16 protein-coding genes are annotated in these 17,909 nt (G+C 42.3%); 7 read left to right on the top strand and 9 right to left on the bottom strand.

Going from position 1 to position 17,909, the window contains the following annotated elements; translation table 11 throughout:
* Positions 1-13: 13 nt before the first annotated feature.
* From ABNE31_RS10290 to ABNE31_RS10270, 5 genes are read right to left on the bottom strand one after another with little or no spacing between them, the layout of a single operon-like run.
* Positions 14-793, bottom strand: a complete 780-nt coding sequence (locus ABNE31_RS10290; RefSeq protein ID WP_116183677.1) for a PRTRC system ThiF family protein — start codon at positions 791-793, stop codon at positions 14-16.
* Positions 783-1,490 (bottom strand): hypothetical protein, encoded by a 708-nt coding sequence (locus tag ABNE31_RS10285; RefSeq protein WP_116183678.1) that lies wholly within the window; start codon positions 1,488-1,490, stop codon positions 783-785. The genes ABNE31_RS10290 and ABNE31_RS10285 overlap by 11 nt, the downstream gene beginning before the upstream one ends.
* Before the next feature lie 2 nt (positions 1,491-1,492).
* On the bottom strand, positions 1,493-2,536 hold the full coding sequence (locus tag ABNE31_RS10280; RefSeq protein WP_116183679.1) for a hypothetical protein: 1,044 nt from the start codon (positions 2,534-2,536) through the stop codon (positions 1,493-1,495).
* Between the two features lie 36 nt (positions 2,537-2,572).
* The gene (locus ABNE31_RS10275; protein WP_116183680.1) at positions 2,573-2,794 is read right to left on the bottom strand and encodes a PRTRC system protein C; all 222 of its coding nucleotides are present in this window, start codon (positions 2,792-2,794) and stop codon (positions 2,573-2,575) included.
* Positions 2,791-3,279 carry a PRTRC system protein E gene (locus tag ABNE31_RS10270; protein ID WP_116183681.1) on the bottom strand — a complete coding sequence of 163 codons (489 nt, stop codon included), beginning with the start codon at positions 3,277-3,279 and terminating at the stop codon, positions 2,791-2,793. The genes ABNE31_RS10275 and ABNE31_RS10270 overlap by 4 nt, the downstream gene beginning before the upstream one ends.
* Positions 3,280-3,594: 315 nt before the next feature.
* Here ABNE31_RS10270 and ABNE31_RS10265 point away from each other — a divergent pair, with 315 nt between their 5' ends.
* From ABNE31_RS10265 to ABNE31_RS10255, 3 genes are read left to right on the top strand one after another with little or no spacing between them, the layout of a single operon-like run.
* Positions 3,595-4,479: a DUF488 domain-containing protein gene (locus ABNE31_RS10265; RefSeq protein ID WP_116183682.1), complete on the top strand. Its 885-nt coding sequence runs from the start codon at positions 3,595-3,597 to the stop codon at positions 4,477-4,479.
* Positions 4,480-4,483: 4 nt separating this feature from the next.
* Positions 4,484-5,305 carry a hypothetical protein gene (locus ABNE31_RS10260; RefSeq protein WP_067030397.1) on the top strand — a complete coding sequence of 274 codons (822 nt, stop codon included), beginning with the start codon at positions 4,484-4,486 and terminating at the stop codon, positions 5,303-5,305.
* A gap of 11 nt (positions 5,306-5,316) precedes the next feature.
* On the top strand, positions 5,317-6,120 hold the full coding sequence (locus ABNE31_RS10255) for an HNH endonuclease (RefSeq protein WP_116183683.1): 804 nt from the start codon (positions 5,317-5,319) through the stop codon (positions 6,118-6,120).
* 152 nt (positions 6,121-6,272) lie between these two features.
* On the opposite strand, the gene ABNE31_RS10250 is transcribed toward ABNE31_RS10255, so the two are convergent.
* Genes ABNE31_RS10250 through ABNE31_RS10235 form a run of 4 tightly spaced genes read right to left on the bottom strand, consistent with a single transcriptional unit; the run spans position 6,273 to position 13,724 of the window.
* The gene (locus tag ABNE31_RS10250) at positions 6,273-11,177 is read right to left on the bottom strand and encodes an SNF2-related protein (protein WP_067030391.1); all 4,905 of its coding nucleotides are present in this window, start codon (positions 11,175-11,177) and stop codon (positions 6,273-6,275) included.
* 40 nt (positions 11,178-11,217) lie between these two features.
* On the bottom strand, positions 11,218-11,667 hold the full coding sequence (locus tag ABNE31_RS10245) for a hypothetical protein (RefSeq protein ID WP_141673213.1): 450 nt from the start codon (positions 11,665-11,667) through the stop codon (positions 11,218-11,220).
* Between the two features lies 1 nt (position 11,668).
* Positions 11,669-12,943, bottom strand: coding sequence for a hypothetical protein (locus ABNE31_RS10240; protein ID WP_116183684.1), 1,275 nt, complete (start codon positions 12,941-12,943; stop codon positions 11,669-11,671).
* Positions 12,930-13,724 carry a M23 family metallopeptidase gene (locus ABNE31_RS10235; protein WP_181899447.1) on the bottom strand — a complete coding sequence of 265 codons (795 nt, stop codon included), beginning with the start codon at positions 13,722-13,724 and terminating at the stop codon, positions 12,930-12,932. The genes ABNE31_RS10240 and ABNE31_RS10235 overlap by 14 nt, the downstream gene beginning before the upstream one ends.
* 105 nt (positions 13,725-13,829) lie before the next feature.
* Here ABNE31_RS10235 and ABNE31_RS10230 point away from each other — a divergent pair, with 105 nt between their 5' ends.
* From ABNE31_RS10230 to ABNE31_RS10215, 4 genes are all read left to right on the top strand, one after another.
* Entirely contained in the window at positions 13,830-15,056 is a 1,227-nt protein-coding gene (locus ABNE31_RS10230) for a hypothetical protein (RefSeq protein WP_147296615.1), read from the top strand.
* A gap of 123 nt (positions 15,057-15,179) precedes the next feature.
* Complete coding sequence (locus ABNE31_RS10225) at positions 15,180-16,001, top strand: hypothetical protein (RefSeq protein WP_166247891.1); 822 nt, start codon at positions 15,180-15,182, stop codon at positions 15,999-16,001.
* 75 nt (positions 16,002-16,076) lie between these two features.
* Complete coding sequence (locus ABNE31_RS10220) at positions 16,077-17,633, top strand: hypothetical protein (RefSeq protein ID WP_067030373.1); 1,557 nt, start codon at positions 16,077-16,079, stop codon at positions 17,631-17,633.
* Positions 17,630-17,887, top strand: a complete 258-nt coding sequence (locus ABNE31_RS10215; RefSeq protein WP_067030369.1) for a hypothetical protein — start codon at positions 17,630-17,632, stop codon at positions 17,885-17,887. The genes ABNE31_RS10220 and ABNE31_RS10215 overlap by 4 nt, the downstream gene beginning before the upstream one ends.
* Positions 17,888-17,909 lie beyond the last annotated feature (22 nt).

The raw sequence follows: 17,909 nt of genomic DNA, 5'->3' as shown, positions 1-17,909 counted from the left end.
TTTTAATTCTCAATTAGACCAAAATCGAATTGACCTTCCCACTCTCCAAATTCACAAATGCCCCATGCTTTTGAATCTGCTTGTGGTACAATAACCGAAATAGGCAATCGGAAGCATGGGCGACCAGTACATCGTTGATGAAAAGTGATTGCTCGTTCAGCTTATCGGAATAGGCACATCCCGCACCTTGAAGACGGGGAATGTCATGGGCATCCAAATCGGGAAAAAAATCGATGATGTTTTTGAGTTTGTCCACCATTTCAAAATCTTCCCGTTCCATATTTCGTTCTTCCTCGAACAAAGTTCCTAACACGAATTGCCCACTATCCCTACAGTTGCCAATGTCCAGCCAATAGAACATGCTTTGATATTCAGACCCCTTGAAGGGAAATGCAAGCGATTTTGATAACAGCGTTCTAAATCGGGCATTATCGACACAAGTGATGATGATGTTCGCCCGAATATCCTCGCCATCGGGAAGTGCATCCATGGGAATTCCTTCCCATTGCAGACCAAAGGCAATATTTACCTTATTGACGGCATTGACCACTTTATACTCCCCTACATCACTAAGGGCATAGAGTTGTCTGCCAACATTGTTGTTTTCAACCATATCCGAATCATAGGCGATTATGTGCAAACCTGGGTGTCCGATTTGGCGCAGGGCAAAATCCATCCGTGCCAACCGTGCCAGCATCAGGGAACCTGTACCCCCTACCCCGATCAATGCAATGGTTATGGGATGTGTTGGATTGTAAAAGTAGTTGGGAGCGAAATGAATTCTAGTTTTCATATAAATCCTTTAAGGTCAATTTGTTTTTTTTCAGTAGAGCGTCATCAAAGAATGTTTTCCTGAAATTCCGTTTCATTACATCCACAATGTTCCCTTTCGCAATGTTGTTGTGATGGGTAGCCGTAAAAACGGAACGAAAGAATTGCTGCTCGACAAACCCCATGATGTCCTCGTAATAGTCAAAGCCGTCATAATCCATCGAGGCATTGCCCATACATACATTTCCTTGCCTCCCTACGTTCAATAACGGTGCGTGGTACAATGAAACGGTGTCGGTCAATGTATCCTTTCGATGGAGGGCAAAGACTTTAAGGGTGTTCCCTTCAAGCTTGAAGATCAGTTTTGGCAAGGGATAATTTCCCGAAGCGATACCCGTTCGTGTATCGAAATACAGGGTGTGCTGTTTTGGATGGACGTACCATACCAGTTGGAGATTTCCTTTGAAATCAAAATGAATAAGGTTCTTGGGCAACATTCCCTTAAACCTGAACTTTATCAAATCCCCTTCCAAACACCTAAAGAGGTTTCGGGCGGTATCCTTGGTCAGCGGCATCCCTGCCGTAAGCTTTGCCCCTACGATGTTGTGATATGAAAAGTAGTGCCCCCTGTTGTAATAATCTTCTTCTTGGGAATAACCGATAATGGCAAATTTTGGAAGAAAGTGTTCATCGGGCCGTAAATTGGCAATCTGTTCCATGTTCAAAGCAGTCTTAAAAGTTCGTTGAGATCGGTAAGAAATTCTTCCAATCGATTAAGTTTGTAGGTCGACCCTTCCTCAAAGGGCTGTAGGTTACCTTTTTCGACCGTAGTTAGTTCATAGGCAGAAATAATGTCATATTCGTTGGAACATTCGTTGAGCATTTCGATATAGGAACGGGTAAATTCACTGTCCGCATCGTCAACTATCAGGAAAGATTCCCAATGCTCGAACATACTTTCATAGGCATCCCTTGTTCCGATACGGAACGGCACCCGAAAATCAATGGTATCGGCTTTTGATAACAGTTCCTTGATTCCCTTGTGCAGGGGTTTTCGAGGACGGTATTTTAGTAAAAGGAATTTCCAATCCTGTGGTTCGTATTCGTCGAACAGCTTTTGGTAGCGACCAAAGAACCTGACCGAGTTACAATTACCAAAAACACTCCCGTTTTTCCTATGGTAGGCTTCTTCCTCAAATAGATATTCCCAAAGCCAGTCCACCCTATCCTCTCCCGTATGGAAAAGATTGATATAGGGTAGGCTTTTGATAAAGGACATTAGTATATCAAAAAGCATAGGGTTTTTCCATCGAAGGGGCATAACGGGTCGCAACGGAATGCAATAGACCGTGCTACGATTCCCGATATGGCGTTTCAAGACCAAGCGCAGGTCGGCATCTTCCCGTAAAACTTCGATATGGTCAATTCTTGCCCTTTCTTTCAGCCGATTGGCACATCGCAATATCAAATCATCCAAGCTATCGGATGCCGAAAACCGCCAGTCGTCAATATTTCCCGAAAAGTTACGGGTGGCATCCACCATTAAACTGGCAAGTGCCTTTATATCAACCGATGATCCGTCCTCGATTATCGGCTTGGAAAGAATAGGCAGAACGCTCAGGTCAGAAAGGGAAAAACCTTTGGTTGCAAGACTTTCGGTCTTTGCGTTCCGTACCTGTAATGGGATTGTTGAACCGCCTTGAACAATCGGGCGTGGAACTCTTTGAGTTCTTTCGATAAAAGGGGTGTCGGTTTGTGGGTGCATCTTTCGTGATTTAGAAATTCGTCTACGTTCATCGGTCTATCCCTTTGTTCCTGCCAAGGTCTTGAAATGGATTTCATGATGGCCATTGACTATGCCCTTGTCCATGATATTGGCGTTGGTCAGTTCGGCATAGATCTGCGAATAGTGTTCCATCACTTGCTGATGGGTCAATTGGCTATCCAAATCATCCAACTCAATGGCATTGTTGTTGCCGTCTTGGTAGATGTACTTGCGTTCTATCGTTGCGATTTCCATCATTGAAAAAGTTTTGGGGATTCGTATGCTTTCATATCCTTGATGACCTTTTGCGCTTCCTTGTGGTTCGGGTCTATCTTCAAGATTTCGTTGGCAATGTCCGTTGCCTTCTTATGGTCGCTCATGGGGTTAAAGTCCTTCTCTTTTAGAAGTTGCTTTAACTCGGTGACCTTTTTGGTAGTCGATTCTTTTTTCTTCTTGGCCTGTTGGGTCTTTTGTTCGGTTTCCGCCAAGGCTTTTTCAAAAGCAACGGTGTTTCTGAAAAGTGCCTTGGTCTGCTCCAATGGTTTTTGAAGAACTTGAAAGAATTTCTCGTCCACTTCCGTTACGTTTCCCCGTAGGGTAAGCGGTTTTATGGATTGGAGGGCCTTGTCCTTGGCACTCGATTTGGGCAAAACGGACACGCTGACCGAATCCCCATCAAAAGAGACACTTATGCCATATTGTTCTATACCCGTTTGCCGTAATGTTGAAAAGAAGTCTGTCATAGTAACGGTATTTATAGTTCTTAAAAAAATTTAGTTAAAAGCGGGGCTTGGTTTGCACCGTATTAATTTGCCCCGCTCCTTCCTTAACTCTCTTTCAAGATACGCCCATACCCGTGGGAATCCTCGTAAAAACAGGCTAAAATCCACCCTTTTCTTCCTTCTCCCTGTCCACAAAAAAGCGCCCGATAGGGCGCTGGATTCTACATCCGAAATAACAATCAAAACGCTTATTCTACGTTTGCATTCATGTAGTTCTTTTTCATTAAGGAATTACCTTGATATTTCTGTTTGTTTATTAATAAGTAATTTTACATCATGTTTTATCGAAGAAAGTTGGTTTTTGCTTTACTGGAAAAGTTTGAAGATGGATTGGAAAGCACTCGTCTTCAAAAACTTATGTTTTTGTTGACCCAAATGCAGAAAGAACCCAACTATGATTTCGTTCCTTATCGATATGGGTGCTATTCGTATTCTCTGAAGGCGGATTTGGCGGCTATGGTAAAACATGATTGGTTAGTTGAATCAGAGAAAACCTATAGTCTTAATGTAAAGAAGAAATATTATAAAGAACTTACCCCAGTAGATAAGCAACTTGTCAACGAAACTTTCGAGCTTTACGGAAGCATGAAAACGGATGTCATTACAAAACATACATATATCAATTTTCCGTATTATGCCACCAATAGCATTATAGCAGAGAGAATTCTTCCAGAAAAGTTTTTTGAAAGAGTTGTAACTGCACGTCATAATGATGAATCTACAGTTTTATTTACTATTGGGTATGAAGGTATTTCGCTAGAGGAATACTTAAACAGGTTACTAAAAAACAATGTCCATCTTCTTGTAGACGTCAGAAGAAACCCCTTGAGCCAGAAATACGGTTTTAGCAAAAAGTCTTTAAGTAGTTTTTGTAGTCGATTGGGAATTGAGTACATCCATATTCCGGATGTAGGCATTGATTCTAGTAAAAGGCGAGAATTAAATACGCAAGAAGACTATGATTTGCTTTTCGATGAATATAAGGCGACCGTACTAAAAGAGGCCATTGAAAGTCAAAATTTTATACTCAGTTTGTTGGAAAAACACAGGCGTATTGCCCTTACTTGTTTTGAGGCCGATACCTGTCAATGCCATAGAACCCACCTAGCTGAAAATTTGAAGAAGTCTCCTAATTTTAAATACGATTTGAAGCATATTTAAAAAAATGGCGCTTACAAAAGTACTTATCACTGTAAAAACCTACCCTTCCCTTTCGGCGAAATACGGAGAACTTGTGTGTACGGCAGGTTTTCTAGAAGACGGTTCTTGGATAAGACTATATCCTATACCATTTAGGAAGCTAAAAAAGGACGAGAAGTATACAAAATACCAATGGATTGAATTAGATATTGTAAATAACGACAAGGACTTTAGACCTGAAAGTTTTCGACCGGCCACTATTGACACACCGATTACACTTCTGAATACAATTGATACCAAAGGCAATTGGTATAAACGCAAACAAATTGTTCTTGGAAAAGTTTATACGGATATCAAGGCACTTATAGCCGAAGCACACGATAAGGACATCTGCACATCCCTAGCCGTCTTTAAACCTGCTAAGGTAACCGATTTCAAAGTCGAGAAAGTTTCGGCCGAATGGGATAAGAAAAAATTAGATGAACAAAAAGCGCTACAAGAACAAGGGAATTTATTCGAAATGGAAGAAGAACCCTTCGAGGTTGTGGCAAAACTTCCATATAAATTCTCTTATGTAATTGAAGATGAAAACGGGGTGTCAAGTACAATGATGATTGAAGATTGGGAAATTGGAGCACTATTTAGAAACACACTTGCGGCAGCAGAAGGAAATGAAGCGGTTGCCGTTGAGAAAGTCAGGCAGAAATACTTCGACTATTTTGCTTTGAAAAAAGATTTGCATTTGTATTTGGGCACAACCAAGGCATTTCATTATCGTTCTAAAAATCCATTTATGATAATTGGAACTTTCACACCGGGTATTGAAATACAAACTAGCTTATTTTAATTTTTTGAATTATGCGTTGTATTTTCTGCAAGAAATCGTCCGGCAGGTCTTCAAGTATTCAGCATATCATTCCAGAATCGTTAGGCAATAAAGAATTGATTCTTCGACCTGGTGTGGTATGTGATGAATGTAACCAATATTTTGCCGTGAAAATTGAGAAACCATTATTGGAGATGAAGTATTTCCAAAATGTAAGATTTAGAAACAATATCAAATCTAAAAAAGAGCGTAACATCCCATACAAAACCCTATTTCCGCATAAAGATGGTGGCTGGTTTGATATGTATATGGATGGGGATAGTTTGGGTTTTAGAGGCGATGATACTAAAGTAATAAACTTAATACGCAACAAGAAGGTCAATAAATTAATGTTTGAAGTGGTGGATATGCCTGAAAACAAAAACTACCAAATGTCCCGTTTTCTTGCAAAGACCGCTCTGGAGTTATTTGCTTTAAAAGCAGGTCATAACCAGTCAAATCTGAATGAAGTTATTGATATGTCCGAATTAGACCCATTACGTGAATATGCCCGGTTTGGAAAAGGAGAACAATGGATTTATAGTCAGCGTAGAATTTATTCCGAAGAGGCGCGGTTTGTAGACCCTATATTCAATCCTAAACCCTACGAAGTACTTCACGAATTGGATTTCTTAATCATCGAACCGGGCATATATTATTTCGTTCTTGTAATTATGGGTGTTGAATATGTAATTAACTGTGGAGCTTCTGAGCTGAATTTATTTAATGATTGGTTAGAACGAAATGAAAATCAATCGCCTATAAGGCGTTTTACGGAGAGAATGGTCAAGGAGTAAAAAGCAAGCGTTAGGGATAGCAGCGGCATCGAACGCGGCGGGCCGTTAGGGTTCGTTGCCCAAGAAAGCGACAACGGAGCTCTTTTTGGGCTTACGAAACCTTGGGGCCCGCAAGGGCGATATAGCGGATAGCCCGGGCAACGCCCTAAACCTTACATTGAAATTTCTTGGTTCATGTTTATATTCTGTGACCGTGCACTTTGTGAGTTACATTTCTCTTCTTTTTCCTCCGGTTCGGCATCGTACTTTTCATCAAGGTCGGTATTGATTTCTACGAGCCTTTTCTGAACCAATGCCAGTTTTTCGGTCTTGTCGAATTCAAGTTCCAATACTTTCCGGTTGGCCTTTATGGATTTTTTGTACTCGGCCAGATGTTCCTTTTGTGCCAAGAGGGATTTCGGGATTTTGGATAGGGCATTGTAAACATAGTCGGTCAGGCTTTGCCAGTTGGCCACGATTCTCTTGGAACCATAACCATAGGAGGCATTCGGGGTAAGTACCAATAAGCGGTGGTGCAATTTGTCTTCTACGTCAAGAACCAGTCTTGCATTGGATATAGTCATAATGGTATGCTGGCCAACTTCTTCCCGTTTGGCCTGTAACCTCGAATTAAGTATTTGGCCCAACATATTGGCATCCATGGTATCGGGGCTATCAAGTGCCTTTCCCAATGCACTATAGTAAACGTCCTTTTCTTGCAGCGTGGTCCACAAGGACAGGTCTTTTTCAAGTTTGTCAATATTCTTTGTCGTTCTTGTCAGTTCGGTTTCATAAAAGGCGATATTGTTCTTGGCCTCCAAACGGTTCTTCTTGAAAATGGATCGTTCCAGTTCCAGTTCGTCCAATTCTTTGCCCAATTCCTCTTTTTCCAGATACAACGGGTCGTTCTTTGCGACCGCCAAGAGCGTTTTGTAATCTATGGTGCCCTCATCGTTTACCGCGCCCATATCCAGCCGATTGAACTGTATGGTGCCATTGGTCAATTGCTCGATAAAATTTTTCTTGATGTTGACGTTGTTGAGCATGAGGGCATCGGTACAGTTTTCGACAATGTAAAAGGAAACAACGACCTTGTCCCCAAAATGCTGCTTTGCGCCAATATTGCCTTTACGGACTCCCCTACCGTTTCGTTGGTCGATGTCCGTCGGACGATAGGGAATGTCCACGTGATGGATGCGTACCAATCTTTCTTGGATATTGGTACCGGTCCCCAACTTTTCAGTAGAACCGATGATGACCCTATAAGTGCCTTCGTTCACTTGCTTAAAGCATTCCAGCCGCTTGTTGTCGGTCTTGAAATCATGGATAAATACCACTTCTTCTTTGGGAATATCGAATTCTTCGGTCAGAATGCGTTTGAGTTCATCGTAAATATTAAATGTGTCTTTCGGTACGCCCAGGTCCGAAAAAATGGCCTGTGTACCTTTAAAAGCGTCCGTTTTCCTATAGGTGTCATATACCTCGGAGGCTATTTTCTGCAGTTTGGCATCGCCCGGATCTTCTAGGTTCTGGTTCAACATCCTTGGGTCTATGGAGGCGTTTCTCATGTGGTGCAAGGCAATCAGTGAGAGGGCGCTTTTTTGGTCTTCCGTATAGTCCTTATCCCCATATAATAGGCTGCTGTCCCCCGTTCTTAGAAATTCCTTGATCTGTTCAAAATATTCCAATTGGGCCGCCGTGGGTTTTAGCGTGTGCACATCGAGCTGCATTTTGGGCCTATCGATTTGGTGCGTGGTTCCGTTGACAATTATGGAAATCTCATTGTACAGTGAGGACAACAGTTTCATTTTCTTGAACGAACGAAAGCGTTCGCGAACTTTATAATCCCCCGAGACGGTAGGTTCAAATTCATAGGATTTGTTGGCGAAGACCTGTGCCCATTGGTCGAATGATGTAATGTTCATCTGTTCCATTCTATGCGGGATTAGATATTTGAACAGCACATAGACCTCCGTAATGGAATTGGAAATGGGCGTACCCGATAGAAAAGTGGTCTGAAAATCCCTTGTCTTTGCCCTCTGCAGTGTTCGGATGGCCACCAAAAGGTTTTTACTGCGTTCGGAGCCTTTGTTGGTATTCAGCCCCGCAACCCTGTGGTGCCTTGTTGTGTACATCAGGTTCTTGAACTTGTGGGATTCATCTACCATAATATGTTCAAACCCCATCTGCTCAAAATCGATGGCATCGTTCTGTTTGCTTTTGATCTGGTAATAGACCTGCTCCAAGGTTACGTTCAGGTTTTCCTTTCGTTTCTCCAGACCTTTGAGCACCCTTTTGCCTACATCGTATTTATTTTCGTTGATTACGCTAAGGTCGCGTTCAAGGTTTGCCAGCTCCTCGCTTATGATTTCATGGATGATCTCGGGGGATTGGGGTATGAACTTAAACGTGTCATGACTCATCAGCACGACGTCATGCCGGCCATTTTTTATTTTCTTAAAAAAGGTGTCTCGCTTTGTCTTCCCGTTTACTACCTTATCATGGGCCACCAATAGTTTCATCGTGGGAAATGCATTTAACAACTCCCGTTCCAATTGCACCACGGTGGAGCGAAGACCGATGACCAATGTCTTTTCCGAGAGGTTCAGCTCCTTTAGTTTCTGGGTCGTAAGGGCAATATCCAAGGTTTTTCCAAAACCGACTTCCTTGTTGACCAAAAGGCCTTGGTTTACGATGATTCCCGCAACCGTATCCATTTGGCTTTTGTACGGGGTAAAATATTGCAGCCCTTCAAAATGAAGGTAGTCACCGTCGTATTTCGGATGGACCTGGGCATCGTAGGTATTGTAAAAAATACGCTCCAATTGCGCCTTGATTTCAGGCTTGCCCAAGATGTATGCGGTAAACTCCTTGTAAATAAGGTCGAACTTGATGCGTATTTCCTGCATTTTCGCCTTGTCCGTGCGCTTATATTGTTTCGAGCCTTTTGTGACGTAGGGTATGGTGGAGTTCAATGCGCCTTCCAATATCTCTTTGAAATTGTAATAGCGATGTTCCGTACGCACGCTGAATTTTTTGATATACTCATAATCCGTCTTTTCGATTTTGACCATGTACTTGGAGGTACTCTCGTTATAGGCGATATGTACCAAGGAGCGGTAGGTGTCGAAAATGAAGGCTTGGGTATATTCAATGGGAAACCACGGTTCATGGAGTTTGATATCCAGATCCTCGTAAGGGGTCATCGGTGGCTTTACCTTTTCCAAGGCAACAACAGTACGTTCGATATAGGATTTGTCCACATAGGACTGATATTCCCCAAAATCGTTTTTGCGATAGGCATTCAGTTTTTCGTAAATGGTTCCCGATAAAAACAGGAACTTGGGGGCCAGTTCCCATCCCTGCTCCTTCGGGTCCAAAAACAATAGTTGCAGATCCAAAGCCTTTTTTATGATTTCGTCCTGTTCCATGCCCGTGTTCGAAACCAGGGAATCCAATTTTATTCGATTGAATTTGTTCAGGGAATAATAAATGGCATCTTCCAAGCTGAGCACTTTCTTCGGCTCTTGCGGCTTTTCTTTTGAAATCGACCGGAATGATTTATTGAAAACCTCCGATTTGATAAAGTTTCCGTCTTTCGGTGTTTCCAGCCCCAAAATCAAAGGCCCCTGAATATCCAAGGTCACAAAGGGATAGTTGGCTTTGTCATGGAGCCGCCCGTACTGGAAATTGAAGGCATCGTATTGATAGTCTAGCTCGTCCCTTACCTTGTCGATCTGTTCTTCGGGTGCCCGTAAAAATTTGAAATAGGTATCCCGCAGCGCTATTATTTTTGACAGCCTATCGAACTCCCGGGGCTTTACTTTCAATAACCGTAAACCGTTTTCCTCTTCTACTTTATAGAGTTTTTGTTGCTTGATGGTCAGATTTCCAGGTTTAAGTTCGGGATCGTCAGCACCGGAAATACCGATGGCCGTTTCTTCCGCCTGCGAGGTTTCTTTAGGTTTTGGGGCAATGGCCGGAATTGTGGCCTTTTTTTGCGCCTTTGGTTGCACGGTAAATCCTGCCATCAACGCTTTGATTTCAAGAGCGATATGCGCCAAGCCTTTATCGCTTTTTACGGTGTAGTCCGCATTGTTGTAGAGACCGCCTTCTTCGATAGTTCCAATAATTTGGGAGGTATATTCGGTATAGTAGTCGTTTATCTGAACATTATTTTTCCCTACGGTTTGCTCTGAACTGTTGGCAAACAAGCTGTTTATTTTCTTCTGTTCGTTCGAAGTTTCAATACGCCGGTTATTTTGGAAAACCAGAATATCCGTTACAATAGCCGTGTTCTCTTTGGAAAACGTAGTATCGGGCAGACGCACCCCACCCATAAAATTGTTTCGCTTGATGATATGCTCCCGAATTGGAACGTATTTGGTCCTGTCCATAAAATTCTTGGTGCATATCAAAATGGAAACACCTGAAGGTTTTAGACATTCAAGACTTCTGTAGACAAAATAGGAATGGATATTTCTGGAAATCTTGGTTTGTAACGGATGGCCCATTAGACCGCTGTCGAATATTTTATTGTCCCCAAAGGGCACATTGCTGATGACCAGGTCATAGCTTTTCGCAGCATCGGTCCGGGAAAGGTTTTCAAAGGGAACGCCGAAGATTTTGACCCGCTGCCGGAACCTGAAGTTGTGCTCCAATATTCGTACGGTTAGTATCTCCTTTTCAAAAGCGGTAAACTTCGCGGAGGGATAGCGCCTCAACAATTCCCGAATGAACAGCCCGTTACCGGCGCTTGGCTCAAGAATGGTTTTAGGAGTAAAGGACCCTTGGGTTTTTAAATAGTGGGATATTGCATCGATAATCGGCTCGGGGGTGTAAAAAGAATTAAGCGATCCTTTTTTTAGGCTACCGATAATGGTGTTTGTGTATTCTTCGCCATAATATTTCTCCAATATCCTAATGAGCTGTGCCCGGTAGGCATCATTTTTTAGAATGTCGAAGATATTTCCGAATCCTGGATTGTTGATGAAAAAATGGGATTGATTTTCAGGACTGTGGAGTGCTTCAATCGTCCTGACCAAATAATCCAGGTACTTCTTTTTTGAGTATTTCATTTTGAGTGAGTGAGTTAAGGAACTTGATCGGATGGTTATGTTACATAATTAATCCTTTGTTTTGGTTACTGTTCAGAAGCTTGCGAACTTCTTGCAGATCATTTCTTGAGAGCGTAAAACCCAAGTCCTTTTGTAAAGCCATATTGCATTTGTCCGTTATATTTTCAGACCTGCAAAGAATTCCCTGGAACTCTTTTTCATGTTTGAGAAAATATTCCTTGGCAAGGTCGATTCCGTGTTCTTCGACCATACATTTTCTGGCATATCTGAGCCTTTTACAAATCCATTCGTAATTGTAGTACAAAAGGTTTTCGTACAAATCACGGTTCGCCATATAGTTATCCGAAACCAACTTTTGTGTTTCCCTATCGAATAGAATAACACTGCCGTTATCGTCCCCTTCGCTAAAATCCATGTAGTAGGTAAAATCGATGGTTTCCATTACCTTCTCAAAGGTGTTGCCCTGATGTATAAGCATATTCCGATCCATGCTATTGTTGTTTTATTTGTGCAGTTTGTATGGTTTGATTTTTTTGAAGTTTTGCCAACGCAGTTTGGAAATTAGTACTTCGGGAATAGGTTCGGTTGATGTGTTCCAATACCGAGTCGTCAACCGGTCTGGAATTCATTGCTGACCGATGATGTTTCCCTTCCAAAAAATGCCATTTTCCTGTGCCATAGTGCTTTTTTAGACTGGCCTCATTGGTGTCGGATTTCAAGGAAATGGCATCCGTTTCGACCAAAAAGTTCTTTTTTGAAATGACCTCTTTCGATATATAGTACTTTTCAATGGCCGAGAGCGAACCCGATTGCATCCGGCTTTCAAAATTTTCCCAGCGTAAACGCCCCTTTCCATTTGCCCCGTCATGTTTCCCTATCTGTAACGTTCCATTTTGAACCCCTAGGCGGAGTCCATGTTTAAGATGGGCCAATACTATAATTCCGCTATCGAGAAATCGCTTCTTAAACTCTTGCTTTTCAAAATAAATGGATTCCTGTTTCGGTGCCGTTTCCATAAATGACTGAAAAACAAAATAAAGGTCGGTCGCCTCGGTCAATGTCATTATGGTTTCCTTCCCTTGCGACAAGGACAGATAAAATTGCTGGCCAAAATAGTTTTTGGGGTTCACTAATAGGTCTTCCTTTGGGGAGGAAATACTATTTTGAAAATAGGTGTTGCTATGAAATGTTTGCCGAACGGCATCATTATAGACCCGACAAATCGCCAATTTGTAATCTTGGCCGACTTTCAGAGCACCTATATCGAAAAAAATATGGCTTAATTTAAGTTTATTGCCCATTTCCGGATGCAGTGCACCAAAGTACCGTTCCAATCTTACCGTGTCATAAGGTTTCCATAGGGGAATATTTTCATGATTGCGATAGGCTACGCAGAAAGTTTCGTTAAGGGTGTCAAAGCCCAATTGCATCATGGCCACTAGCTTTTCCCCTTCCATGACCCGAAGATTTCCGAAGGGAACAATCTTGTGGTCTTGTTCTATAAAACGTTCTTTCCGTTTTGCGGCTACCAATTGTAATTTAAGGTTCTTATCTACATATCCCCTTTTTGCAAGCTGGAGTTGTTTCATGAAACCCAATCGTTTCGCATCGTTTACCTCTTCAGGTGTTACTTTGTCGTATTCCAGAAGGCTGAAATCCCTGAAATCGGGGTCTTTAGCGCTCATCCTATAGTTATTTACGGAATGGTACAGCCTTCTTGCCGAACGCAGTACCTTCTGCCAACGTTTTATGCTATTCTTCTCCATCTTTATTTGGATTTATTTGGATTACATGTTCATATATCTTCTTCTTTAAGGCAAGTGAGGGTCTCGGATCGATCTTTACTTGATTTTTGATGGTCTCGTAATGTAAGTGGTAGCCAGTGGAACTTCCCGAACTTCCCACGGTAGCGATGAGTTCATGCTGTTCGACCTTTTGGCCCTTATGGGCCAAAACTTTATCCAGATGCCCATAAAGGGTCTGAAAACCGAATCGGTGCTTGATTATGATATGGGTTCCATAGCCCTTATCGGAATAGAAAATATCGGTAATGATACCGGAGGCCGATGCGTAGACGGGTTTGCCGTTGGATGCGGCCAAATCGATTCCAAAATGTTTTTTTGTCTTTCCGGAAATCGGATGGCTCCGAATACCGTAATCGCTCGAAAGTATATAATCTCCTTTTTCCAAGGGAACGGCGGAAGGGAGTTGCTCCAATAGTACGTGGCGACATTTCAAGTACGTTTCCAGTGAACCTATATAGGAATAATCGGGAATTTGATAGAGATACGTCACGATGCGTTCCTCGATGGCCATCAGTAGTTGTTCCCGCTCTTTTTGAACGGTCAGTGAATCGCCATAATCGGAATTTATATTCAGTTTTAGGCGTTCTTGATACTGGGCCATGGCAACGGTGGCGTCATGCAGTCTCGTTTCCGACATCTTGTGATCTCCCTGTACAAAATACACAAGGCATACAAGCGTCAATAAAAGAAGATAGGCCAACTCCTTTCTTCCCAATTGTTTCAAGCATTCCCAAATGCCCAAGATGATATTTTTTGTTCGAAATGTTGTGAATTCAAAAAAATTCATATATTTGTATTTATAAGCAAATATATTATTTTAATGCAAATACACAAACATTAATAGGATATGATGAACAAATGGCTTGTGGAAGACTATAGGATTCATCTCCCCAAACTTTTTGAACACTTGGGTTTCCAAAGTATTCGAACGGAAAAGACCCATCGCATTTTCGAAAATGCCGGACTGTATTATATAGTCATATATACAGAAGAGGGCTTTTTGTACTATAAGGCCCAACGTCCGAAGGAAAAACTCTCGGCAACAGATCTGATCACCGAACACGTCTCGAAAATTGAGGGCGTACAAAAAGAAATGCTATGGGACAAGGTAGCGGCCTACCATACAAAGGTATTGGAGACTGACGCTTTGACCATATCAAGGGATTGGAAGGGTGAGTTCAAAAAAGTGCCCAAGGATTTCAATCATTTCGATTCTTATAGACTTCCCATCCAAAATAATGGCGAAGGCCTGTACGGTGATGCTGCCGATTTACCCTCTTTTACCGGCCGTATGTTCCTAAACGAAAAAGGGGAGATTCTTTTCCCCCTGTTCAATATGCAGAATACCGTTTGCGGGTATTTCGTCGACGCGGGCAAAAATGTGGCCCCCTACCGGGAATCAGCTGCGAAGCATGCCTTATGGTATTCCAATATACCCAAGAAAATTGACGGACTCTTTCTTTTCAAGAATCCCAAGGAGGCCTTGGCCTTTCATAAAAAATTCCAATTGAAAAACGTGGTGTATATGGCGTTGGGAGAAATAAATTCACAAACAACCGATATTCTTTTTCAAATACGGCAAACCGTTAAAGTGGACAAGATTATGCTTAGTTTTACCGGAGAAAAGAAAATAGAAGGTTATTTACGGGACCTTCATTTCATAACCTTCATAAAGGATTCCGGATTCAAATTGTCGTTGACGGACAGGGATATGGTACTAAGATTCCCTATTGGCGACAAAAAAGCCTTTTCCAGATTTTATGACCATACGAAAAGGTACAATAAGGAACTGGCCCAAAGCTTTTTAAGATATAACAACATACTCGACCAGCATCGATTGAACCGGTACGGAATCTCGGTTTCCAAAAACGAGGAAAGTATCAAGGTGCGATTGCCCTTGGAGACGAACGCCATTAAACTTTTGGTCTGGTCGTACTATAAAAACTATTTGAACAAGGCGATAGATATTCTAAAACCCAAGTCCGGTAATTGGTATTCGGAATGGGAGACCATGGAACATCGATCCAAAAGCGGAAAGGAGGTGCAGTTGAAAGAATATAGAATCGCACTATAAAAAAAATGGAAAAAGGGCGCTCCCGCCCCTTTTCCGTTCCTTAACTAGCAAATCACTCCTGAAATGCTCGTTACTCAAAAGTACTTAATTAAAAATTCCTTAACAATTAAAAATCACTCAAAAATGGAAAAACAAGTAGAAAAAGTGTTCGTAAAACTCAATCAGGCATGGCAGAAAGGCGATGCGGTCGCCGTCAACGACACAACGTACAAAGTGAAGACGGCCGACAATCTGACCTTTGAAATCGATAAGCAGAGCGAATATCTCGAAATGCAAAAGTCTCCTGCGCAGCGATTTGCGTTGGGCGAGGCCAAAGAACGGCTTGAAGGTGCGTATATCAGTTTTGCCAAGCTCCCCGAGAATGTGCAGGATGCCATCGTAAGAGGGGAAGAATACCTCCATAAATCCGCGTATCCAAAAGATGGTGTCATCAAGGAAAGCGTTAAAATGGTGCAAATGGTATACAGCCCCACTTCTGGTTCCCGATTGGATGTTCAAATCAAGCGCAAGGAGGAGGTAACCTTGGCCCAGGCCAAGGCATACAACCACCAGTTTACACAGGCCGAGTTTGACAAAATGGTCAATGAGGGCCGGTTCGTTTCCTTTGAGGGCCGTTCCTCCAATGGAGAATCGTTCACGAAACTGGCCTATTACGAGCCAAAACTGAACGACATCCGTACAAAATCGGCTTTGTCGTCCAGCACCTATCTCTATGGGCAACAATTGACCCAAGAACAGGCGGATTCCTTAAATCAGGGCAAGGAGACGAAAATAACGATCAAGGCAACCAAGAAGGGGCCCTTGACCTATATGGTCAGCTACAGCCCGAGAGCCGAGCGCTTTATTACTAAATCTTTGGAAAAAGCAAAGGTCAAGGATATGGAAACCAAGGATGCGATAACGGTAAGCGGCGAAAAAAAAAGAAACAGCCTAGCAACGCCATAAGTATGTAATCCAATAATTACCAACTCAATGTAATGGCCGACATGCTTGGTGTGTCGGCCATTTTAAAACCTTTCCATGCAAAGTCCAAACTACGGGGATAACCCGCAACACTATAAAAATTTGATTGCCCAGATCAATGAAGAGGCTAATTTTCCGATGTACCTACATCAGAACGGATACAAGTTGGTACAACAAAGTGCCGGGTCTATGGAGTTTCAAAATGACGAGGACCGCATTGTACTGCAGACGATGCGCAAACCCATGACCTACTTCAACCGGAACGATTCCTGCGACAAGGGCCTGTTCTTTAAATACCTTTTGCAACGTAGTGCCAATTTCTACAAAGCCATAGAAAGCGGTTTGGAAATAACCAATCGAACCTACGATCTAGGGAACACCGTTATCAAAATCACAAAATCGAATGCTTTCTTAAAATCGTTGGAAGAAAAATACAATATAGTCCCGTTACGGAATTCAAACTATTTACGGATCCATCGGGGAATCTGCAAAGCTACCATAAACAGTCCGCTCTTTAGGGGCCGCATTTTCAATGCCTATCACATTAGGGACAACGGCGGTAGAATCGCCAACATCGCCTTTCCCAAATATGATTTGGCGGGCGACCCAAAAAACTATATCCTCTATAACAAGCCCTACCGCAGAAGGGCCGACAATAAAGTAAAAAAGTTCCGTCTTGTATTGAATCAAAAAGATCATTTTCTTTTTCATTCCAAAATCATGGCAAGGCCGACCAGAATTATTTTCGGGGAAAGCGGTATAGACCTTCTTTCCTACCAAGAACTTCATGGCAAAAAGGATGATTTCTACGTTTCCTTCGGTGGGAACGTGCACAGGGAAAAACTACAATTCTTCATGCAATTGATTACGCCAATGCTACAAAATAAAGGCCTCGAACTCAAATCCATCATGGACAATGACATATCTGGCCATGAGTATGACCTAAAGATCTTTACGGCCCTGATCAATCAAAACAATACGGACCTCTATGCGGAAGCCTCGTTCAAAAATGGCAATGTCAGTTTGAGCATCCATTATACTGAAAAAGTGCGAAATCGGATTGCATCCCACAAAAATCTCTTGGAGGAAAAATTGACCTCTGACCTCCGTAGGGATAACCATGTTTTTGGTTTGGTTCGATGTGTGGGGTTCTCCGATAAATTGCTTTTGGAATTCTCTTTACAGGAAGTAATCAATACTACCCATATCATACGGCAACAAAATGTATTCAAGACCTTACTCGACGCCATTAACGGCCTGTATCTCCCTTTTACCGCCAACATCCATAAATCAAACGGAAAGGACTGGAACGACGACCTCATGGTTTCGAAAAAAACAAAATTTATAAAAATGGAAAAAGTCGTACCCAAGGAATTGGGGATTGGCGATCAAATCGAATTGAAATCGCCCAAGGGTCCAGAGGGCGCAACGAACAAAGGAACCATCAAGTCCATAAAGCCAAATGGCGTCGAATGTGATTTCGGGTTGACCTATACGTATGCCATCCCCTATTTGGCCATTGTCTCCCATTTTAAGAACACCGCTTTTCTTTCCAGGGAAAGGGAGGATGAAAGAACAAAGAAAAACGATAACTTACAAAACCATATCGCATGAATATCATGGAACCACTATCGGAAGAACTACAGGACAACCAATATTATGTCGCCCTCTTGGACGAACTCGTCGAAGAGAACGATATCGAACTAAAGCACCGTCTGCAAAAAGCGGATACCTATGCCCAATTCATCAACGATCAGGCCGGTCTATTGATGGATAAGACCATAGACTACATAAAGTCGAATGAAGTATCTTTCGTCCTTGCGTCCAACATAGTGGTAGAGCAATGGAAGGAACGTATGTTCAATTAGTCCTTCAATTTCATTCCAACCC

Source organism: Flagellimonas sp. MMG031, from assembly GCF_040112705.1.
Lineage (GTDB): Bacteria > Bacteroidota > Bacteroidia > Flavobacteriales > Flavobacteriaceae > Flagellimonas.
The sequence above is the reverse complement of the archived record's forward strand: the minus strand, read 5'-3'. Positions and strand labels throughout refer to the sequence as shown.

What these genes read in the sequence shown, in the direction of transcription:
- ABNE31_RS10290 (WP_116183677.1), bottom strand. Translation starts at nt 793, where the DNA reads ATGAAAACTAGAATTCATTTCGCTCCCAACTACTTTTACAATCCAACA.
- ABNE31_RS10285 (WP_116183678.1), bottom strand. Translation starts at nt 1,490, where the DNA reads ATGGAACAGATTGCCAATTTACGGCCCGATGAACACTTTCTTCCAAAA.
- ABNE31_RS10280 (WP_116183679.1), bottom strand. Translation starts at nt 2,536, where the DNA reads ATGCACCCACAAACCGACACCCCTTTTATCGAAAGAACTCAAAGAGTT.
- ABNE31_RS10275 (WP_116183680.1), bottom strand. Translation starts at nt 2,794, where the DNA reads ATGATGGAAATCGCAACGATAGAACGCAAGTACATCTACCAAGACGGC.
- ABNE31_RS10270 (WP_116183681.1), bottom strand. Translation starts at nt 3,279, where the DNA reads ATGACAGACTTCTTTTCAACATTACGGCAAACGGGTATAGAACAATAT.
- ABNE31_RS10265 (WP_116183682.1), top strand. Translation starts at nt 3,595, where the DNA reads ATGTTTTATCGAAGAAAGTTGGTTTTTGCTTTACTGGAAAAGTTTGAA.
- ABNE31_RS10260 (WP_067030397.1), top strand. Translation starts at nt 4,484, where the DNA reads ATGGCGCTTACAAAAGTACTTATCACTGTAAAAACCTACCCTTCCCTT.
- ABNE31_RS10255 (WP_116183683.1), top strand. Translation starts at nt 5,317, where the DNA reads ATGCGTTGTATTTTCTGCAAGAAATCGTCCGGCAGGTCTTCAAGTATT.
- ABNE31_RS10250 (WP_067030391.1), bottom strand. Translation starts at nt 11,177, where the DNA reads ATGAAATACTCAAAAAAGAAGTACCTGGATTATTTGGTCAGGACGATT.
- ABNE31_RS10245 (WP_141673213.1), bottom strand. Translation starts at nt 11,667, where the DNA reads ATGGATCGGAATATGCTTATACATCAGGGCAACACCTTTGAGAAGGTA.
- ABNE31_RS10240 (WP_116183684.1), bottom strand. Translation starts at nt 12,943, where the DNA reads ATGGAGAAGAATAGCATAAAACGTTGGCAGAAGGTACTGCGTTCGGCA.
- ABNE31_RS10230 (WP_147296615.1), top strand. Translation starts at nt 13,830, where the DNA reads ATGATGAACAAATGGCTTGTGGAAGACTATAGGATTCATCTCCCCAAA.
- ABNE31_RS10225 (WP_166247891.1), top strand. Translation starts at nt 15,180, where the DNA reads ATGGAAAAACAAGTAGAAAAAGTGTTCGTAAAACTCAATCAGGCATGG.
- ABNE31_RS10220 (WP_067030373.1), top strand. Translation starts at nt 16,077, where the DNA reads ATGCAAAGTCCAAACTACGGGGATAACCCGCAACACTATAAAAATTTG.
- ABNE31_RS10215 (WP_067030369.1), top strand. Translation starts at nt 17,630, where the DNA reads ATGAATATCATGGAACCACTATCGGAAGAACTACAGGACAACCAATAT.